The organism is Sessilibacter sp. MAH3 (genome assembly GCF_054658275.1).
In genome coordinates this window covers 126,580-146,208 of the sequence record NZ_BAAGIE010000001.1, presented here as the reverse complement: position 1 = coordinate 146,208, position 19,629 = coordinate 126,580, and the positions used below count along the sequence as shown (strand labels likewise).

At 43.3% G+C, this 19,629-nt stretch carries 16 protein-coding genes; 4 read left to right on the top strand and 12 right to left on the bottom strand.

All coding sequences use genetic code 11. The features are described 5' to 3' along the window. Window positions 1–201 precede the first annotated feature (201 nt). Window positions 202–1,092, bottom strand: a complete 891-nt coding sequence (locus ACYQ2C_RS00615) for a LysR substrate-binding domain-containing protein (protein WP_460048247.1) — start codon at window positions 1,090–1,092, stop codon at window positions 202–204. A 662-nt stretch (window positions 1,093–1,754) separates the two neighbouring features. Between ACYQ2C_RS00615 and ACYQ2C_RS00610 the strand changes: the two genes are divergently transcribed. The 4 genes from ACYQ2C_RS00610 to ACYQ2C_RS00595 all read left to right on the top strand — a co-directional run bounded on the left by ACYQ2C_RS00610 (window position 1,755) and on the right by ACYQ2C_RS00595 (window position 4,315). Continuing rightward, on the top strand, window positions 1,755–2,306 hold the full coding sequence (locus ACYQ2C_RS00610) for a flavodoxin (RefSeq protein WP_460098982.1): 552 nt from the start codon (window positions 1,755–1,757) through the stop codon (window positions 2,304–2,306). 9 nt (window positions 2,307–2,315) lie between these two features. Continuing rightward, window positions 2,316–3,005, top strand: a complete 690-nt coding sequence (locus ACYQ2C_RS00605) for a hypothetical protein (protein ID WP_460098979.1) — start codon at window positions 2,316–2,318, stop codon at window positions 3,003–3,005. Window positions 3,006–3,199: 194 nt separating this feature from the next. Further along, a complete protein-coding gene (locus ACYQ2C_RS00600; protein WP_460048250.1) occupies window positions 3,200–3,589 on the top strand; it encodes a type II secretion system protein GspG in 390 nt (129 codons plus the stop codon). A 282-nt stretch (window positions 3,590–3,871) separates the two neighbouring features. Further along, the gene (locus ACYQ2C_RS00595; RefSeq protein ID WP_460098975.1) at window positions 3,872–4,315 is read left to right on the top strand and encodes a CopD family protein; all 444 of its coding nucleotides are present in this window, start codon (window positions 3,872–3,874) and stop codon (window positions 4,313–4,315) included. A 167-nt stretch (window positions 4,316–4,482) separates the two neighbouring features. Here the strand turns inward: ACYQ2C_RS00595 and ACYQ2C_RS00590 are convergent, their stop codons facing one another. From ACYQ2C_RS00590 to rimP, 11 genes are all read right to left on the bottom strand, one after another. Next, window positions 4,483–6,204, bottom strand: a complete 1,722-nt coding sequence (locus ACYQ2C_RS00590; RefSeq protein WP_460098972.1) for a protein kinase domain-containing protein — start codon at window positions 6,202–6,204, stop codon at window positions 4,483–4,485. Between the two features lie 103 nt (window positions 6,205–6,307). Continuing rightward, window positions 6,308–7,120, bottom strand: coding sequence for a formate/nitrite transporter family protein (locus ACYQ2C_RS00585; protein WP_460098969.1), 813 nt, complete (start codon window positions 7,118–7,120; stop codon window positions 6,308–6,310). 641 nt (window positions 7,121–7,761) lie between these two features. After that, window positions 7,762–8,760 (bottom strand): hypothetical protein, encoded by a 999-nt coding sequence (locus ACYQ2C_RS00580; protein ID WP_460098966.1) that lies wholly within the window; start codon window positions 8,758–8,760, stop codon window positions 7,762–7,764. 122 nt (window positions 8,761–8,882) lie between these two features. Then, complete coding sequence (locus tag ACYQ2C_RS00575; protein ID WP_460098963.1) at window positions 8,883–9,716, bottom strand: S1/P1 nuclease; 834 nt, start codon at window positions 9,714–9,716, stop codon at window positions 8,883–8,885. Window positions 9,717–9,829: 113 nt separating this feature from the next. After that, window positions 9,830–11,950, bottom strand: coding sequence for a polyribonucleotide nucleotidyltransferase (pnp, locus tag ACYQ2C_RS00570; RefSeq protein ID WP_460098960.1), 2,121 nt, complete (start codon window positions 11,948–11,950; stop codon window positions 9,830–9,832). A gap of 123 nt (window positions 11,951–12,073) precedes the next feature. Then, the gene (gene rpsO / locus ACYQ2C_RS00565) at window positions 12,074–12,343 is read right to left on the bottom strand and encodes a 30S ribosomal protein S15 (RefSeq protein ID WP_460048258.1); all 270 of its coding nucleotides are present in this window, start codon (window positions 12,341–12,343) and stop codon (window positions 12,074–12,076) included. Between the two features lie 315 nt (window positions 12,344–12,658). After that, window positions 12,659–13,642 carry a tRNA pseudouridine(55) synthase TruB gene (truB, locus tag ACYQ2C_RS00560; protein ID WP_460098956.1) on the bottom strand — a complete coding sequence of 328 codons (984 nt, stop codon included), beginning with the start codon at window positions 13,640–13,642 and terminating at the stop codon, window positions 12,659–12,661. Window positions 13,643–13,645: 3 nt separating this feature from the next. Then, window positions 13,646–14,035, bottom strand: a complete 390-nt coding sequence (rbfA, locus tag ACYQ2C_RS00555) for a 30S ribosome-binding factor RbfA (protein ID WP_460098953.1) — start codon at window positions 14,033–14,035, stop codon at window positions 13,646–13,648. A 26-nt stretch (window positions 14,036–14,061) separates the two neighbouring features. Further along, the gene (infB, locus tag ACYQ2C_RS00550) at window positions 14,062–16,875 is read right to left on the bottom strand and encodes a translation initiation factor IF-2 (RefSeq protein ID WP_460098950.1); all 2,814 of its coding nucleotides are present in this window, start codon (window positions 16,873–16,875) and stop codon (window positions 14,062–14,064) included. Window positions 16,876–16,891: 16 nt separating this feature from the next. Beyond that, window positions 16,892–18,394, bottom strand: coding sequence for a transcription termination factor NusA (nusA, locus tag ACYQ2C_RS00545; protein ID WP_460048264.1), 1,503 nt, complete (start codon window positions 18,392–18,394; stop codon window positions 16,892–16,894). A gap of 22 nt (window positions 18,395–18,416) precedes the next feature. Beyond that, entirely contained in the window at window positions 18,417–18,872 is a 456-nt protein-coding gene (rimP, locus tag ACYQ2C_RS00540; protein ID WP_460098946.1) for a ribosome maturation factor RimP, read from the bottom strand. Between the last annotated feature and the right edge of the window lie 757 nt (window positions 18,873–19,629).

The following is a 19,629-nucleotide window of genomic DNA, read 5'->3' as shown; positions in this document are numbered from 1 at the left end:
AACTTATGACTCTAAATTTTCGACTTAAAAACAAAACATCAAACAGCTTATAGGAACCACTGATTAACTCATCCATGATTTAATCAGAGGGCAGGAATTGAAAATGCGATTTCCAATTTATTCACAATTTCAATCACTTACCGTTCTTGTAATTGACGTGATAGGCATGATCAATTCCTAAAAACTGTTTTATAAAATCGATTATTCATCTTCAATTAATCGATCGCGAGTAATCCATTCTTCAAAAATAGATACTTTTAAGGGTTTATTCGCCTCGGTTTGTGTTAACAAATAATATTCGTGTGCTTCATCTATTGGCAAATCAAACAACTGCACCAATTGACCATCACGAATAAAATCGTAGGCCTCAAAGGTATTACCTAGTGCAACACCATAACCCAATCTCGCCGCGGCTAATGCCTGACTGGTATTTGAAAAATAAATATTGGATTTTGGTGAATCTGGATCAACACCGTAGCGTTCAAACCAACGCGACCAAAGTACTTCGCCGTCGTGAATGATGGTAAAACTGCTTAAATCATCGGGATTATTTACCGGTGCACGGCCTTGCAAAATTGTCGGACTGCAAACCGGATACAGTGGCGGCGCACCCAGTTTTTTTACAGAGCGATCACCTGAGTTTGGTCGTCCATAACAAATTGCAATGTCGATATCTAGGGGAATATCTTTTTGCAAAGGTTCGATTTCTCGAACGCGCAACTCAATGCTTGGGTATTTTTGGTAAAACTCACAGATGTGTTTTGCCGCCCAACTGGATGCAATGGTTTGCGTACAAGCAACCACTAAAGGCCCGCTCAGCTCCAGCGGATTTAAATTACGGGTTGCATCGGCAATTTTATCAAAACCGTCTTTAACAGATTGATACAAACGCTGGCCGGCCGGAGTTAACGCTAGTTTATTGTGAGCGCGAGAAAATAATTTAACGGATAACTGCTCTTCTAAAGCACGTACCTGGTGACTAATAGCACCATGACTCACCCCTAATTTTTCACCCGCCCTACCCAGGTGCAAACACTCAGCAGCACTTTCAAACGCACGCAACGCCGAAAGTGGCAAGTTTCTTCTATCCAAGAAAACCTCCGAGAGATACTCAAATGTACTGACCAAATGATCAGCTTTTTTTACTGTAAGCTGAGCTTGCTTGTGAATTAAATTCACATTTTTTGTTATTTTTTACCTAAAATCAGTGAAACTAAGTAACAACGTGAGCGTAATGGCAAATTTTATTTCACACAAGCCTATAGATAGTTTTTTCACTAAATTAAATAGATTTTGTTGTTTTGATAAAAATTACAAACACATGTATCACAAAAACACGGATTTCTTTTTAAGACTTAAACGAGAAATTTTTTGCACGCTAAAGCCCAAAGGTAAAATAATTTTTATTATCTAAGTTGGTTTTCTGTATTTTTAACTCAGCAATAAATCGTTATTTAGATAACTCTAGTATTTTTAAAAGCGTATTTTTTTCGTTTATTTAATAAGAGGAAACTCTGATTAACCTAGAGTTTCCCGCCACACAGAGATGTATCGCCACTTTCAAGAACGGTAAGTGACTGAAATTGTACAGAAGTTGGAAATCACTTTTTCAATTTCTAACCTCTGATTCATTCATGGATGAGTCAATTAGCGATTCCAATAATTAACCGTGCCAACAAATTGCAAAATCTATTTTGATGGCATTTTTCTTGCCGATAGCAGATATATTCTTATTTGTTGCGGAGCTTCCGGCCATGAAAAAAATAGGCATTTTTTTTGGAACCGACACAGGTACCACTCGATTAGTGGCCAAGAAAATTTATAAAGCCCTTGGTGAAGACCTAGCCGACAAGCCGAAAAACGTCAATCGCACTCGCCCTGAAGAACTGCTCAATTACGACTGCCTAATCCTTGGAACGCCCAGTTACGGTGTTGGCGATTTACCGGGTAAAGATACTGGCTGCGTGGAGGCGGGCTGGTCGGACTTCGCGCCTCATCTAGATGGTTATGACCTTAAAGGCAAACGCGTTGCGCTGTTTGGCCTGGGTCATCAAGAACGCTACGCTTCGCGTTTTGCCAGCTCGTTAATTAAATTGTATCAATTGGTGTATGGCTACGGCGCCGATGTGGTGGGCAGTTGGAGCACTGACGGTTATGAATTTGAGCATTCGGACGCAATTATTAACGGCCAGTTTGTTGGATTAGTGTTGGATCAACGCACCCAAGCGTTTTTAACGGATGAGCGAATCGAGCAGTGGCTTGCCCACACGCTGCCTGCTCTGCTGGATAAATCGGCCGCCGCTTAAGGAAACACTATGCCTGAGCAAACCGCACAAATACCGGAAATTACCGGACTGACCTACATTAATCGTTTGCAGTTAGCGTCGAGTTCACGTCTACAGGCCATCGAAAGTCATTTTGGCTCTCGCGCCGTGTCACTGTCTTCGTTGATGGGACCCATGGGCGAAGGACCACAGTGGCCAAGCGGCGCATCTTGGTTAGCAATACAACATAATGGTAATCCTTGTATTGTTTCCGACGGACTCTCTGACCCTTACGTAGAAAGAAATAAACCCGAAAACGGCCTTGGCTTAGAGGTGTACATAGAAGCTGCCGACCTAACCATTCCAGACCCAAGTAACCTAGAAAGCCTTGCAAATAGATGGTTGTTTCCCATGATTGCAGAAATAAGCCACACCCTCGCCCAGTATCCAAGACTCTGTGAAAAACTTTTAAACGACGAACCTCTCGCCCTAACATTTAATATCGAACATATAAAAGATGGCCGAGGTTTAGTAGGCGCACTTCTGCACAACCCAATTGAAAAAGCGCAATTAAGTACCAATAACGGTGGTTTTAAATTAATTGCTGCAACCTTATTAACAACGGAAGAATTGACCTTTTTAAAAGGTAAAAAAGAAACCGGAAGAAAAGCTTTGTTTGAGAAATTAAAGGAAAGTAATATTTTAGGACTAACCTTAAGCGCCAGAAATTCTGTTATCTAGCCTCCATATCAAGTATTTCTTTTCAACAATCGATCACTTTAGTTTTCCCTTCAACGGTGCTTTATATTGTTGTAGTTACCAATACTCCCTTCTCGTGGTTTAATTTCATAAATGTTTACAGTTACAGCCTTGATACTGGTATAAACTCGGCTGTACCGATAGGTGTTTCCTATAGATTTACAATTGAGCTGTAAATGAAAAAAACGTTAATAATTAGTGCCTTTATAGTTGGCGTATTGGGTTTAATCGTATTGATGGATACTCAAATTATCTGTAGACCGCACAGCATGAATGCACAAGTACAAGCCGACATGCGACTGTTAACGACAGCATTAAAAGCGTTTAAGTTACAATATGGACGTTATCCCACACAAGAGGAAGGTCTAGAGATACTATGGCAAGAAGAAAAAGGCGCTTTATTGCCAAACTATCCTAAAGGTGGATTCTTGCTTGAATCCCCAAAAGATCCATGGGGCAATTCATACCAATATTCAATTGATAGCTCGTCTGAGAAGAATGACTTTATATTGTGGAGTAATGGAGATCCAAACAGTAAAAACGCAGACATTATTTATGCTAAATAAAAACATCTCGATTAAACCTTAGTATCTTCTTAATTTTAAAATTATTTAATTTAAAAGAAAAACAATTGGCCATCGAAACAATTGTAATATTTGATCATTTAATAAAAGCATTCAAGCGCTTCTAAAGCAATCTCTGATTAACTCATTCATAGTTTAATTAGAGGTTACTATACTGGATTTAAAAATCTCTAAATGCTTAGTACGTACTTGACCGCAATCAACGTTTGGCAAGCAGGTTAATGTAGTATTGAAAACTGGGGAATTGGCTTTGGTGGAATGATTGTGTACGGTATTGTTTTATTACTGCATATTTTAGCGGCAACTATTTGGGTGGGTGGGCATATTATTCTCAGCACTATTATTTTACCTAATGCGCTAAAAGAACGGTCACCACAGATATTACTGAGCTTTGAACAAAAGTTTGAAAAGATTGGCATGCCTGCATTGATCGTTCAAATTCTATCGGGCTTTTATTTGGCGCATCGTTTAGTGCCTAACATAGGTGACTGGTTTAACGTTAGTAATCCCATCACTCATCCCATTATGTTGAAATTGGCTCTGTTACTGTCAACCATACTTTTGGCGTTAAACGCTCGCTTTAGAGTTATTCCTAATTTAACGGCAAAGTCTTTACCCACAATGGCTTGGCATATTCGCACCGTAACACTATTCGCCATTTTATTTGCCGCAACAGGCGTATCCTTTAAAACCGGTTGGTTGTATTGATTAGAGGAAACTCTGATTAACCTAGAGTTTCCTGTGACACAAGGATGTATCACCAATTTCAAGAACGGTAAATGGTTGGAATTGTGAAGAAATTAGAAATCGCATTTTCAATGTCTGCCCTCTGATGAAATCATGGATGAGTTAATCAGAGGCTCCTAGAATCTGTGTTAGATATTTCTAACAATAAAATACACATTTATCGCAAACAAAATAAACGATACTACCTGCCAAAAAAGCACTGGATTTCGTTCTATTAACGGTGGTTTTTCACGTTTTATAAAATCTGCATTTGGGTGGCGAAGTTCGTAAATAAATTCAGATACCTCGTCGTAGCGTTTTAGCGGGTTGATGTTAACCGCTTTTTTAATGGCAAAATCGACCCAACTCGGTATTGCATTTTCGTCGGTGGCAAGGGATTTATAGCGCAGTCGCAGTTGTGTTCTGGCATCGGTTGAGCGTGCAATAGCATTTCCGTAGGGGAGTTCACCGCTCAGCATTTGATAGGTAATAACACCCAGTGAGAATATATCAGACCGACTCGTGCCTAAATAACCCAAATAATATTCCGGTGCGGTGTATTGCGCGGTGCCAACAATACCTTCGTTACGCTGCACAATGTCGGATATGCCCGCCACTTTGGTGGAGCCAAAATCGATGATTTTTACCACGCCATCGCGATCAATCATGATGTTGTTGGGACGCAGATCTTGATGAACCATTTCTTGGCGATGAAACGCCTGCAATCCCTTGGCAACCTGTTCAACAATACTCCGCACGGTTTCTAAATCGGGTTTTGGATTATCCAACATCCATTGCGCTAGCGTTCTACCTTCAATATATTCACTTAACGTGTATAGATAATTTTGTTTTCGGCTAGATTCAACCGCTTTTAAAATGTGTAAGTTGTTAAGGCGTTTGGCGATCCAATCTTCCATTAATAGATTTTCAAGATACGCCGGATCGTCGCGCTTTTCTGCCGAAGGCGTTTTTAAAATAACTTGTTGTTGCGTTTCTATATCCTCCGCTAAAAACACATGGCTGCGACTGCTGATGTACACATCCTTAATAATTTTATAACCCTCGAATTCCATTCGCGGGCCTAATTGTGGTGGCGGTGGTAGTTGATTTACTTGCCGATGTATTTCACCTAAATTTTGTTCGGGTAGTTCATCAATACGAATAATTTGCAGTGTTAAATTATCGTCACTCCCGGCATTCAATGCTTTTTGAATAATATTTTCGGCTAAGCCGCTTAAATGATTACGGTGTTCGATGATAGTTTGAATCAGCAGTTTATCGTCAATAAATTCATAAACACCGTCTGTTGCCAACAGAAAAAAATCACCTTCGGTAACATCTACCATTAAATAATCTAGGTCTAAAAAATTATTAATTCCCAGCGCTTTGGCTAAATAGCTTTCTTCTGACGAAATAACACGACGGTGATCTTGGGTTAATTGTTCTAGGCCGCCATTAGCAAGCCGATAAATTCTGGCATCGCCACAGTGGAAAATATGTGCGGTGTTGGATTTAAAAATAATTGCGCTAAAGGTACAGACGTAACCCTTATCTTTATTGTATTTATGAGGACTGTATTGAGTTTGCGCAAACAACCAAGAATTAATGGCCTCAAGTACTCTCTGGCCGGATTTTTTGGTAGACCAAGAATCGGACGTGCAATAGTAGTCTGACAGAAACCCTTGCACGGTTGCCTCACTGGCAATGTGGCTCACCTGACTGCTGCTAATACCATCGGCAATCACGGCGCAAATGCCCTTTGAGGTTAGCTGTGGTTCCTCCGGAATAATAATGCCGTGACAATCTTGATTGACGGTTTTTCTACCCGCCGTAGAAAACTGATCTTGAGAGATTCGAAGTTGTTTAGTCATAAATAAAAATAACCCCCACTCTTTCGAGTGAGGGTTTTGCAATTAACGATCTGTAACCCGTATTGGTAAAACCAATCTTAGTTTAACAGCGCTGATTGTTATCTTATGCAAGTTTGCGAGCTGCACTGGTTTTAACGTGAGTTAAGTACAACGGTAAACCAACTAAGAAGAAGCCACCGAATAGGTTACCTAAAGCGGTTGGAATTTCGTTCCAAATGAAGTAATCAACGATGGTGAAGTCGCCACCCATAATCATAGAGAATGGGAACAAGAACATGTTTACGATTGAGTGCTCAAAACCCATGTAGAAGAACAGCATGATTGGCATCCACATCGCCATCATTTTGCTACCAGCAGATGTTGAAATCATGGCGCCAACCACACCCATTGACACCATCCAGTTACACAACATACCGCGAATAAAAATGGTAAACCAACCAGCAACACCGTGTTCTTTGTAACCCAAAGTACGCGACTCACCAATGCTACCTACTTTTTCTGCCAAGGCACCGCCATCGGTGTGGTAACCGTAGGTCAAAATAAACGAGGCAAAAAATGCAACGGTAAGAGCACCTGCGAAGTTACCCACAAACACCAAGCCCCAGTTTCTGAATAATTGACCCATGGTACAGCCAGGACGACGATCAATGACTGAAAGCGGAACCAAGGTAAATACACCGGTAAGTAGATCGAATTTCATTAAATACAGCATGATGAAACCGACCGGGAAGAGAAGCGCGCCCACTAGTGGTTGGCCAGTTTTAACAATAACGGTAATCGCAAAAAACGCAGCCAATGCCAAGATAGCACCTGCCATGTAAGCACGGATAACGGTATCGCGACCCGACATGTAAATTTTAGATTCGCCAGAATCTACCATTTTTGTGACGAATTCATTCGGTTCTAAGTAGGACATAAACAGACACTCCCCAGTGGTGTGGTAAAAGGTATACGTCTGTAATAGCAACCTAGGGGCCAAAAGCACAAAATTGATTCATTTCAATAACTTAGATTAATTCTCCTGCTCTTTTACAAATTTTCTCATCATGTTACTGAACCAAAATGTATATATGAGATATTTTATGCCTTAAAATAAATCACTATATAGATATCAGCCTGTTACATTTAATGGCATTAACGCACCAGTTAAATGCATAAAGAGTTATTTAAAACGAATGTTAAATAATAAAAATCATCCAACATGCCTTAAAAATCCAGAAAAAATACGGATTTAGTCGTAAAAAAATAAATCATTCAAACAGGTTTTTAGCTAAAACGCAGTAAATACGGGAGCTTAGGGAGCGACCTAATAAGAGGCATTTTTGAAAGAGACTCTAATACCTATTAGCAAGAGCCTTATATGATTGTTAATTGGAGTGTTGTTTATTGGAGCGATTCTTAATTGAGATGAGCAAATTCCATTGAACCGCACAAGCAGATTCAACAATTATCGCCGCAAGTCGCTGAGGATTTGCAGTGAATTATTTTACGGTAGTGTAGTGTTAAACCGAAAAACAAGGAACGGAAGAGCTGTCAGACTGCCTTGCATTGTTAGATTCACTCATTCGTGACCTTCCTTACAAATTTACGAATAAGGTGTTTGTCGTTAACGCCAGCAAACAAACGTCTTACTGCTTCATTATTCGGTTCGGAATACTTCATGAATCTCTTGCCGTAAACGCCGTGTTGACAAAACTTTTGCTTATTCTCAAGTCCTTGCAATATTAATCGCACTTTCTCGGATACTTCAACATATCTTAGTGCAATATTGGTTAGATCACGGGTTTTTATGTCAGATATTATGTACCTATGTATTACTCGATTTCTTAACTTATACAGAGCATTAAGCTCATTGTGGTCATTATTTGTAATGACTTTATATTTAAGAGCATCGTCGTATATTTTACGCTCCATCAAGCCGCGCTCATCCTCTGCCTGAAAAAGATATTTAAGTGGGACCTCGTCCGTCTGATTCTCAAGCTGGATGGAAATGACTATGCATAACCTCAGGAACGCATCGATCTGATTGGCTGAAACGGCAATTATTTCGATATAGGAATCAGATTCGATCGCATTATCGAGAAGATCATATGATGCAGCCAAAGCTCCTTGAAATCGATCAAACTTATCCATATCAGAAGCCAGCTTTCGGTCATTAGGCGGAACGATCACCAAAGATTTTAAAATAGTATCGACTAAGTGAATTTCATCATTTGTCCGCTCATCGTTTTTAAGATTTGCATCGTAGATATATTTACCAATTAAAGCCTGGTCTGCTAGCGCTCCAAAAAACATGTGAACACAGAATTCTGAATCATCCATCCTCGAGGGACGCCATGTAAGACTTGGTACACCATTTGGATACTGGTCTGCGAGTTTAGGCGCAAGCTCCTCAAGTGGGTAACAGCTAATCTGAAAACATCCCTTAGCGTTTTCATAGGGCTGAAAACTGTATGGGGACTTTTCCTCTTCGCCTTCCACAGCAGGGTTTAGGTATTGCCACCCTATTGGAATTTGAATCAGGAATATTCCATTCGGCTCTGTCCAATGTTTCATTCGGTTGTCCTGCGATAAATCTAACAGTAGAGGTAACATGCGGTAATAAAAGCATTGAGCCTAAATCCCAATGCTTTTGCTGACTCAATGCTTTTGCTAAAGAGGCACTTACTGTTCTGTTCTTATCGAGTAATTGCGTTAAGTATTTCAGCCAATCGAATTCCGGCTTGCTGTAGTCGTTCTTGAATAATGGCTTTGTTTTTCTGAGCGTAATCTTTTCGCAACGGCGGTAGATTTTTAACATCCTTATAAATCACTAGAACCTGATCATAGGATTCACTGGCCCACTGTTCTGGACTTAGGCTCTTCCGCCAATCTCTTTTTTCATCAGCATTTATGGATTGATTGAGGCGCTTTGCCGATTTTTTCCACTTTTTAAATCCGTTTTGTTCAACCAACCAAGTATCCCAAACGGCGTGTAAGTTACTTTCAACTAAGTGATCTGAATGGATATGTTCAGCAACCATGACCTGAATTTTGTTGCCACCCCAGTCTTCTGAATAACTTACATGCAAGGGCTGATGTATGTCGCCAACAAAATGGCCAAGCAATAAGAGCGCTTGAGCTTGATCACCGGATTGGGTGTTTAACGCTTTGATATTGTCGTGAATGGCTCTGGTCACGCAGGATTTTTGCCCACAAATTTGGTTATCTTCGCTGAATTTTTTGGCATCTTTGGGCACGTTTACGTAGTGCATTGGCCCCAAATAATCGTACTGATGATCACTGCGAATTTGATCGGCCCAATTACAAGATTGCGCAAAGTTCTCAAAACCTTTTTCTTTATACAGCGGTTTAATCCATTCTTGCGTGGTTGTGTCGAGATTCTGCCAGGCTATTTCGCAGACAATTGCATGCCCGGAGGCTCCCCAAGCCAGTACCGAATGGCTGTGTAATGCTGCTGAAGCAAAGGCACATAAGCTCAAGATGGATAAAACAGAGCGATGAAGTTTCATGGAAGCAGTCTCTCAATGTATTTAGCGCTAAACATCTAATCTAGTGAAAACGAACAGGCACAAAAAAACCCGCAATAGCGGGTTTTTTTAGCACAGAGAAGATGACGATATTATTATTCGTCAGCAGCAGGAGCTTCTTCTTTTGGCTCTGGTTTTTCCAAGGTTTCTTTAATAGAAAGCTTGATTCGGCCACGGTTATCGATATCCATACACTTAACGATAACTTTTTGACCTTCTTGCAAGTAGTCAGAAACGTTGTTTACACGCTCATGAGCAATTTGCGAGATGTGAACCAAACCATCTTTACCTGGCAAGAAGTTAACGAACGCACCAAAGTCTACGATACGTACCACGGTACCTTCGTAAGTTGCGCCAATTTCTGCTTCAGCGGTAATTTCTTGGATACGCGCAAGAGCACGTTGTAAAGAATCGCCTTCACCGTAAATCTTAACGGTACCATCGTCTTCGATATCCACAGACGCGCCGGTTTCTTCGGTAATTGATCGGATGGTTGCACCGCCTTTACCAATGATGTCGCGAATTTTATCGGGATCAATTTTGATGGTTTCGATACGTGGAGCACTTGACGCTACCTGACCGCGAGATTCAGAAATTACTTTGTTCATTTCGGCAAGAATGTGCAAGCGCGCATCCATTGCTTGTTTCAAAGCAATTTCCATAATTTCTTCGGTGATACCTTCGATCTTGATGTCCATTTGCAGAGCGGTAACACCATCGGCGGTACCAGCTACTTTAAAGTCCATGTCACCAAGGTGGTCTTCGTCACCTAAGATATCGGTAAGAACTGCGAACTGATCGCCTTCTTTAACCAAGCCCATAGCAATACCAGCAACCGGTGCTTTAAGTGGCACACCTGCGTCCATAAGCGCAAGACTTGAACCACACACAGAAGCCATAGAGCTTGAACCGTTAGATTCGGTAATTTCACTCACAACACGCATGGCGTATGGGAATTGCTCTTCGGTTGGAAGAACCGCAGCAACACCGCGACGCGCTAAACGACCGTGGCCGATTTCGCGACGGCCGGTTGCGCCCATACGACCTGCTTCACCGACGGAGTACGGAGGGAAGTTGTAGTGCAACATGAAGTTGTCACGACGCTCGCCTTCGAGTGAGTCAATGATTTGCGAATCGCGAGAAGAACCTAGAGTTGCAACAACCAACGCTTGGGTTTCGCCACGGGTAAATAAAGCAGAACCGTGTACTTTTGGCAGTACGCCTACTTCTACTGCAATTGGGCGAACGGTTTTATTATCACGGCCATCAATACGAGGCTGGCCGGCAACAACCGCTGAACGAACGGTGTTTTTCTCTAGTTTGGCAAATTCGCCTTTAACATCGTCAGCTGAAAATTCGCTGTCTTCAGTAGCGATTTGCGCAATGGCTTGAGTACGAAGTTCGTCTAGTTTTTTGTAACGCTCTTGCTTATCGGTAATACGGTAGGCTTCTGCAACAGCTTCAGCCATTGCACCGGCAACCGCTTCTTTTAGTGCTACATTAATTTCTGGAGCAGACCACTCCCAACGTGCTTTGCCAGCGTCACGCGCTAATTCTTCTACCGCCGCGATGATGACTTGCATTTCTTGGTGAGCGAATAATACCGCACCTAACATGATATCTTCTGGAAGCTCATTAGCTTCAGATTCAACCATCAATACCGCGTCTTTGGTGCCAGCAACAACCATGTCTAACTCAGAGGTAGCAATCGCTGAGTAAGTTGGGTTTAGCAAGTAGCCGTCTTCTTGTGTGTAGCCAACACGCGCCGCACCAATTGGACCATTAAATGGCACACCCGAAATAGCCAATGCCGCAGAAGTACCAATCATAGCAGCGATGTCTGGGTCTACGTTTTTATCAGCAGACAAAACAGTACATACTACTTGTACTTCGTTGAGAAAACCTTCTGGGAAAAGCGGACGAATTGGACGATCAATAAGACGAGAAGTTAGCGTTTCTTTTTCACTTGGGCGGCCTTCACGCTTGAAAAAACCACCAGGAATCTTACCAGCTGCGTATGCTTTTTCTTGATAATGCACAGATAGAGGGAAAAAGTCTTGGCCCTCTGAGGCTTTCTTGGCACCAACCACGGTGCACAATACCGACGTGTCGCCAACGCTGGCGACGACTGCACCTGACGCCTGACGAGCAATTCGTCCGGTTTCTAATGTCACGGTGTCATTGCCGTATTGAAATGTTTTTATTACAGGATTCACGACAATATCCTTATGATTTATACGACTTTTCGATTCGAAAATAGACAGAAAATACGAGGAACCGAAAAGATCGGAGAACTGAGATAACAAAGTGCCCGCTCATGCGGGCACTTTGAAGTAGGTTTAGCGGCGTAGACCCAATTTTTGGATCAATGCAGCATAACGATTGACATCTTTCTTTTTAAGATAATCAAGTAACTTACGGCGCTGGTTAACCATGCGGATCAAACCACGACGAGAATGGTGGTCTTGTTTGTGATCAGCGAAGTGACCTTGAAGTTTGTTGATGTTTGCAGTTAGCAAAGCAACTTGTACTTCAGGGGAGCCAGTATCGGTCTCAGAAGTTGCGTGTTCTTTAACGATAGCCGCTTTTTCTTGAGCACTCAGTGCCATAGGTATTTCCTCTTAATTAATTTAAAATATGCCGTATGATCGGCTATACGATCAACCTTCTAAGGCCTGCCCGCGCATATTTACAGACAGGTCTGAGAACCGAAAACTGCTGTATGCTAGTGCATGAGTTTGCGATTCTAATGAGGCGAACCTCATGTTCTTTAGGATTCTAGACAAACATTCGCCCAAAGGGCGCATATTTATTCAGAAATTTCCCAGAAAGGCAACTTTTCCACGAAAATTAGCCTTTATTTATTGGTTTTTTACTATTGGTTTTTACGGTTAAAGCACATAAACCTGTGCCTTAAAGTTTATTTAGTCGATAACAACCAGTCTTTTGGGTTGCACACGAGAACCTTCGGTAATCGCGCCTAAACCCAAAAATGTTCCTTCTGTAGAAAATACTCGCACATCTGTAGCGACCGCAAGCTCAGAAAAACCTGCGCTAAACACCGAATTACCATGAGAGAAGTATTTTTCACTCTCTGCGGGCATTATCACCGACGGCAAACTGGCAACCGGAGAATCAACAGGTGCGAGTAATTCATCGGATTTTGCTGAAAACATCTGCCAGAGCGCTTCTTTCGAAAGCTCTTCTGGCTGATCGTCAGGCAACCATTCTTGCAGCTGCTCTAAAGTGACACACTGATCCAAAAAATAAGGACCAGCTTGGGTTCGTCTCAACTGCGTGACTGTAGCACCGACACCCAAAGCAAAACCCAAATCGAGCGCAAGGCTGCGAATATAGGTGCCTTTGGAGCAAAAAACGTCAACATCGATTTCTGGCTGCGGACCACTTCGAAAGTTCAACAATCGGTATTCGTAGATTTCTACCGATCGCGGTTTACGCTCGATTTCAACACCACTGCGCGCCAGCTTATAAAGAGGCTGGCCTTGGTGTTTTAATGCTGAGAACATCGGCGGTACCTGTTCAATGCAACCACGAAAATTCTCAATAGCGTGTTCTACTTGCTCAAGGGTAATGTGTGACGCGTCTTGATCGGCAACGACAGGGGCGTCCATATCTCCACTCTCGGTCTCAAGCCCAAGTCGGAAAGTCGCTTGGTAGCGCTTATCAGAATCGAGTAAAAACTGAGAAAACTTGGTTGCTTCACCAAAGCACAACGGCAAAACACCACTCGCTAAAGGATCAAGAGCACCGGTATGTCCGGCTTTTTGTGCCCTTAACAGATATTTTGCTTTTTGCAGAGCCTGATTTGAGGATAACCCCAAAGGCTTGTCGAGCAGTAAGACCCCGTGTATGGGAAATCGTACACGGGATTTTTTCTTTTCAACCATAACTTAGCTTTCAGACTCGTCCGAATGATTAGCTCGATCAGCAGCAATAGCTTGATCGATCAAACGTGATAATGCCTGACCACGAGTGGAAGTTTCGTCGTAGATGAACTGTAAGCGTGGAGTAATGCGAGTGTCGAGCTCTCGCGCCAACAAGGTGCGCAAAAAGCCGGAGGCTTTATTAAGCGCGGCCACCGCTGCTTTACGCTCGTCTTGCGACTCGCGGTCAACAATGGTGACATACACTTTTGCCAATGAAAGGTCGCGAGTTACCACGACCTCATTGATATTAACCATTCCAACACGAGGGTCACGAATCTGGTCGCGTACTGCAACGGCCAGGATTCGCATAATGGCATCGCCTAGGCGATCCGTTCTTTTAAAGTCTTTTGGCATAGTTTCTCAAATTAGGTTAACGACTATTAAAGCTCACGAGCAACTTCTTTTACATCGTAGACCTCAATTTGATCGCCGACCTTAACATCGTAATCTTTTACGCCGATACCACATTCAACACCGTTACGCACTTCATTGACATCGTCTTTAAAGCGACGCAAAGACTCTAGTTCACCTTCGAAGATTACTACGTTCTCACGCAATACACGGATTGGCTTGGAGCGATAAACCGTACCTTCGATAACCATACATCCAGCCACTTGACCGAATTTTGGTGAACGGAAGACTTCACGCACATCAGCAATGCCAACAATCTCTTCGATGCGTTCTGGCGCCAACATACCAGCAAGCGCAGATTTCACTTCATCAAGAAGCTGATAAATAATGCTGTAGTAACGAATTTCAACCGAAGAATCTTCGGCCAAAGTACGTGTCGCCGTGCCCGCACGAACGTTAAAACCAAGTACAACCGCACCGGAGGTTACCGCTAGGTTGATGTCGTTTTCAGTAATTCCACCAATGCCCGAAGACACGATATTCACTTGAACTTCATCGTTACCAATATCCATTAGTGCAGCAGTGATTGCTTCTAAGGAACCACGAACGTCAGCTTTAAGGACAACAGGAAGAACTTTCTTCTCATTGCCGCTCATGTTAGCGAACATGTTTTCAAGTTTCGCTGCTTGTTGGCGTTGAAGTTTCACTTGATGCTCACGGTCTGAACGCTGTGAAGCCACTTCACGGGCTTTACGCTCATCCGATACAACAATAAAGTCTTCGCCCGCATCTGGTGGCGCATCTAAACCTAATATTTCTACGGGAGAAGATGGGCCTGCTTTTTCAACAGATTGACCAAATTCATCGGTCATTGCACGAACACGACCAAAGCTTTGACCCGCCAGTAAAATGTCGCCGCGTTTCAATTCGCCGTTTTGAACCAACACAGTCGCCACAACACCACGACCACGATCCATTCGGGATTCGATCACAACACCACTTGCAGGTACGTTAACTTGAGCAGAAAGCTCTAACAATTCAGCTTGCAGTGAAACGGCTTCCAATAGCTCATCGATACCTTCACCAGTATGTGCCGATACATTGATGAACTGAGTGTCGCCACCCCATTCTTCTGGAATTACCTCAAGCTGAGTCAATTCATGACGAACACGATCAGGATCGGCTTCGTCTTTATCGATTTTGTTAACGGCAACCACAATAGGTACGCCAGCCGCCTTAGAGTGTTCTACGGCTTCGCGAGTTTGCGGCATTACGCCGTCATCGGCTGCAACTACTAGAATTACCACGTCGGTACACTGGGCACCGCGAGCACGCATTGCAGTAAATGCGGCGTGTCCGGGAGTATCTAGGAATGCAATTTCGCCATGACCGGTCTTCACTCGGTAAGCACCAATGTGCTGCGTAATACCACCGGCTTCGCCCGAGGCTACCTTGGCGTTACGAATGTAATCCAATAGCGATGTTTTACCGTGGTCAACGTGCCCCATTACAGTTACCACAGGTGCACGATTTACGGTTTCACCTTCAGCTTGGGTTACCGATTCAATCAAATCGTCTTCCATCTGGGTGTCGCTAACGTATTTAACCTTGTGGCCCATCTCCCCAACGATCAGCTCGGCAGTATCGCGGTCGATAGCTTGGTTTACGGTGGCCATGATGCCCATTTTCATGAGCTGCTTAATGACCTCGCCTGCCTTGATAGACATTTTTTGGGCAAGGTCGGATACAATGATGGTATCCCCAACTTCTACTTCATGCACAATTTTCGTGGTTGGCTTCTTAAATCCGTGTTTATTTTTAATCTTGAGAGTCGCTTTTGAACGTCTACGCGCTTGCGCATCCGCATCATCATCATCATCGTCAAAATCGAGAAGTTTTTTAAGGTTGGTCTTTTTCGGACCTAAGCCTTTAGGTTTGGTAGCACCTTTACCCGCCTTTTTAACGTGTTTTGGTTCATCATCGTCATCTTCATCGTCTTGATGACGCTTCTTAGCCACAGGTTTAACATGAGCAACTTCGGTTTTGGGCTTTTCTTTACCCGCCGTCTTTTTCTCTTTTTCAGTCTTCTCTGCTTCTAGAACACGTTTTTTCTCTTCAAGCACAGCCTCTGCTTTTTCTTCATCAACTTTGCGCTGGCGCATAGCGGCAAGACGACGCTCTTCGAAGTCGTCTAATGTAAATGACTTACGAGGCTCAATTGCTTCAGATTCGGTAGTTTCAACTGTATTTTCTGCTTCAGTTTCACTGTTATCAGAAGCAGATTTGTCATCGGATACACCTTCATCTTCCGCTACGGATTGCGCAGCCGCAGTTTCTGGCACGTCTTCGACAACTGATTTCGGTTCTTCAACTACGGTCTCAACTAAAGTTTCTTCAGCAACAACAGTTACTGGAGCTTCTGGTTGATCTACCGTTTCTGTGGAAGTTTCAGCTGTAGATTCCTCAGCAACATCAATATTTGCATCCATTGCTGATTGCAGTTCTTCTGCGCTAACTTCGCCGTCAGACAATGTGTCTTCTTGCTCAAGTTCTGGATCACGCTTCACGTAGGTACGTTTTTTACGCACTTCAACATTGACGGTTTTACGGTTACCCGCTTTTAACGTCGTCGTTGTTTTACGCTTTAACGTAATTTTTCGTGGTGCTTCACTAGCATCACCATGACTACTTTTTAAGAAAGACAGAAGTTTCTGTTTTTCGTCGTCAGATACCAATGAATCAGGACTTTCATGATCTAGACCAGCGTCTTTCATTTGGCTCAGCAGGCGTTCCACTGAGGCACCTACTGACTTGGCGAGTTCGCTTACTGTTACTTCGGCCATTATCACTCCTCAGTTTTTAATTATTTTCGCCGTCTGAGCCTGAGAACCAAGGCTCTCTCGCTTTCATAATCAATGCGGCGGCACGTTCTTCGTCAATCCCGTCGATATCTAACAACTCATCTACAGCAAGTTCTGCCAAATCATCCATAGTGGTGACTCCGCGGCTCGCCAAGGTGAAGGCAAGATGTCTTTCCATGCCTTCCATATTTAATAGATCGTCGGCAGGTTCGGCATTTTCCAATTGTTCTTCAGACGCAAGTGCTTGGGTAAGCAATGCATCTTTTGCTCGCGCACGTAGCTCTTCAGCAATGTCTTCATCGAAACCTTCGATGGAAAGCATTTCATCAAGTGGTACGTAGGCGATTTCCTCCAAGGAGGTAAATCCTTCTTCAACAAGAACTTCAGCGATATCTTCGTCGATATCCAGCGCTTGCATGAAGGTTTCCATGTAGCTGCCTGTTTCTTCTTGTTGTTTTTCTTTCCACGCTTCTAGGCTAAGTACGTTAATTTCCCAGCCGGTTAATTCGCCGGCAAGGCGTACGTTTTGACCACCCCGGCCAATTGCCATAGCAAGATTGTCTTCTTGTACAGCCACATCCATTGAATGGGTGTCTTCATCAACCACAATGGATTCGATTTCAGCAGGAGCCATGGCGTTGATTACGAACTGAGCTGGGTTTTCGTCCCACAGAACAATATCAACACGCTCATTACCCAATTCGTTAGATACCGCCTGGACACGTGAACCGCGCATACCAACACAAGCACCCACAGGATCGATTCGGCCGTCGTTGGTCGCAACGGCAATCTTAGCGCGAGAGCCTGGGTCGCGAGCAGCGCTTTTAAGTTCGATAACCTCTTCGGCAATTTCTGGCACTTCAATGCGGAACAGTTCGGTCAGCATTTCTGGGCAGGCACGGCTTAAGAAAAGTTGTGGGCCACGAGACTCGGTACGAATCTCTTTCAGAATGGCGCGAACACGATCGCCAACGCGGAAAATCTCACGGCCAACCAACTGATCACGTGGCATCAAGCCTTCAGCATTGTTACCCAGATCAATAATAATGTTGTCACGTGTTACCTTTTTAACGCTGCCGTTAACCAGTTCGCCCACTCGACTTCGGTACTCATCAACCACCTGAGCACGCTCGGCTTCACGAACTTTTTGTACAATAACTTGCTTAGCTGTTTGCGCAGCGATTCGTCCAAAACCAACGTTTTCAACGAGCTCGCGATAAACATCGCCAGCAACAAGATTGGTATCTTTTTCGTGTGCTTCTTCTAAGGTGAATTGGGTACCAAGTTCCGCGAGAGTATCGTCGTCCACAACTTCCCAACTACGATAGGTCACATAGTCGCCAGTTTTTCGGTCAATAGTCACTTGGATGGTGGAGTCTTCGTCGTATCGCTTTTTCGTAGCTGTCGCCAAGGCGACTTCAATAGCTTCGAATATCAAGCCTTTATCGACACCCTTTTCGTTGGATACCGCATCGGCAACCAGTAGGATTTCTTTGTTCATTCTTGCCTCTTTCACTCCACCCCTAGAACTGGGGAACAATTGTGGCTTTGTCTATGGAACTCATCGGTAGTAGATACTCCTCATCACCCATGAAAATGACTACATCTTCATCTTCTACCGCGCGGATTTGCCCTTTTATTTTACGTTTGCCTTCAAACGCCACTCGAAGGCGAATACTCACCTGCTCACCGATATATCGCTGGAACTGTTCTATTGTGAAAAGTGTGCGATCGGCACCAGGAGAGGAAACTTCTAAAGTGTATTGGCCGGTAATAGGGTCTTCTACGTCCAACACACTGCTGAGTTGTCGGCTAACACGCTCACAGTCTTCAAGGTTGACACCAGCTTCTTTTTCGATGAAAACGCGCAGTAGAGTATGGCGACCTTGGGAGATGTATTCGATTCCCCAAAGCTCACACTCCAGAGCCTCGACTGAAGGCCGTAAAAGTTCGGTTAACTGTTCAAGTCTTGCTGACATATTCGTGTTTTGGTCACTCTCCGATAACACAATCAATGATCGTTAGTAAAAATTAACCGGCTCTAGAAAACAAAAAAGGGCCCAAGGCCCATTTACTGTTCCCGGATAACCGGGATGATCATAAATATGAAAAAGCCCCTAGAGTATTGAGGGGCCTTTTCGTATTCCTGACCACTGCTGCGTTGCATAACAACTGACAACCAACGTAATTAGCACATGACAGATGCCACATCCCTAACAAACTGATGAACAAATATCATCAGGAAAAATTCTAAGCACTGGCCCAATTCATTCGGTAAAACCGAAGATGCAGCCACCATTTGTAGCACGTTACTATCACTGCCTGCTGAATCTTGTCGGATAAAATCCAGACATTTACGTTCAATCTAATTCAGCAACCATCAGTGAAGCGCTTACCCAGTTTTTGTATATGCATAATGCCTCAAAGGATAAACATTGAGCAGTTAAGCAAAAAAATCAAGGGTATAAACAAAAGTCAGTTGCGTCCGACTTGGAACACATCACTTTGGAGGGAGCCCATGCTAACGGGCGCGGATTATAACGACCCTGACGCGGTTATTCAAGTGAACCGCTAAAATAGAAGCAGATAATCTGAGCGAGGCCTCAACATAGAGCCCTAATTTAGACGAAAGCGGAACCGATTTTTGTCGGGACTTTCTGGTTGCAATTAAAAGCACACCGATTAATGATCTCATTCAAACCTATGGCCTAGGCCGCACATTCACTTATGCTTAGG

Coding starts and splice junctions, on each gene's coding strand:
- ACYQ2C_RS00610 (WP_460098982.1), top strand. CDS start 1,755: ATGAAAAAAATAGGCATTTTTTTTGGAACCGACACAGGTACCACTCGA.
- ACYQ2C_RS00605 (WP_460098979.1), top strand. CDS start 2,316: ATGCCTGAGCAAACCGCACAAATACCGGAAATTACCGGACTGACCTAC.
- ACYQ2C_RS00600 (WP_460048250.1), top strand. CDS start 3,200: ATGAAAAAAACGTTAATAATTAGTGCCTTTATAGTTGGCGTATTGGGT.
- ACYQ2C_RS00590 (WP_460098972.1), bottom strand. CDS start 6,204: ATGACTAAACAACTTCGAATCTCTCAAGATCAGTTTTCTACGGCGGGT.
- ACYQ2C_RS00585 (WP_460098969.1), bottom strand. CDS start 7,120: ATGTCCTACTTAGAACCGAATGAATTCGTCACAAAAATGGTAGATTCT.
- ACYQ2C_RS00580 (WP_460098966.1), bottom strand. CDS start 8,760: ATGAAACATTGGACAGAGCCGAATGGAATATTCCTGATTCAAATTCCA.
- ACYQ2C_RS00575 (WP_460098963.1), bottom strand. CDS start 9,716: ATGAAACTTCATCGCTCTGTTTTATCCATCTTGAGCTTATGTGCCTTT.
- rpsO (WP_460048258.1), bottom strand. CDS start 12,343: ATGGCACTGAGTGCTCAAGAAAAAGCGGCTATCGTTAAAGAACACGCA.
- truB (WP_460098956.1), bottom strand. CDS start 13,642: ATGGTTGAAAAGAAAAAATCCCGTGTACGATTTCCCATACACGGGGTC.
- rbfA (WP_460098953.1), bottom strand. CDS start 14,035: ATGCCAAAAGACTTTAAAAGAACGGATCGCCTAGGCGATGCCATTATG.
- infB (WP_460098950.1), bottom strand. CDS start 16,875: ATGGCCGAAGTAACAGTAAGCGAACTCGCCAAGTCAGTAGGTGCCTCA.
- nusA (WP_460048264.1), bottom strand. CDS start 18,394: ATGAACAAAGAAATCCTACTGGTTGCCGATGCGGTATCCAACGAAAAG.
- rimP (WP_460098946.1), bottom strand. CDS start 18,872: ATGTCAGCAAGACTTGAACAGTTAACCGAACTTTTACGGCCTTCAGTC.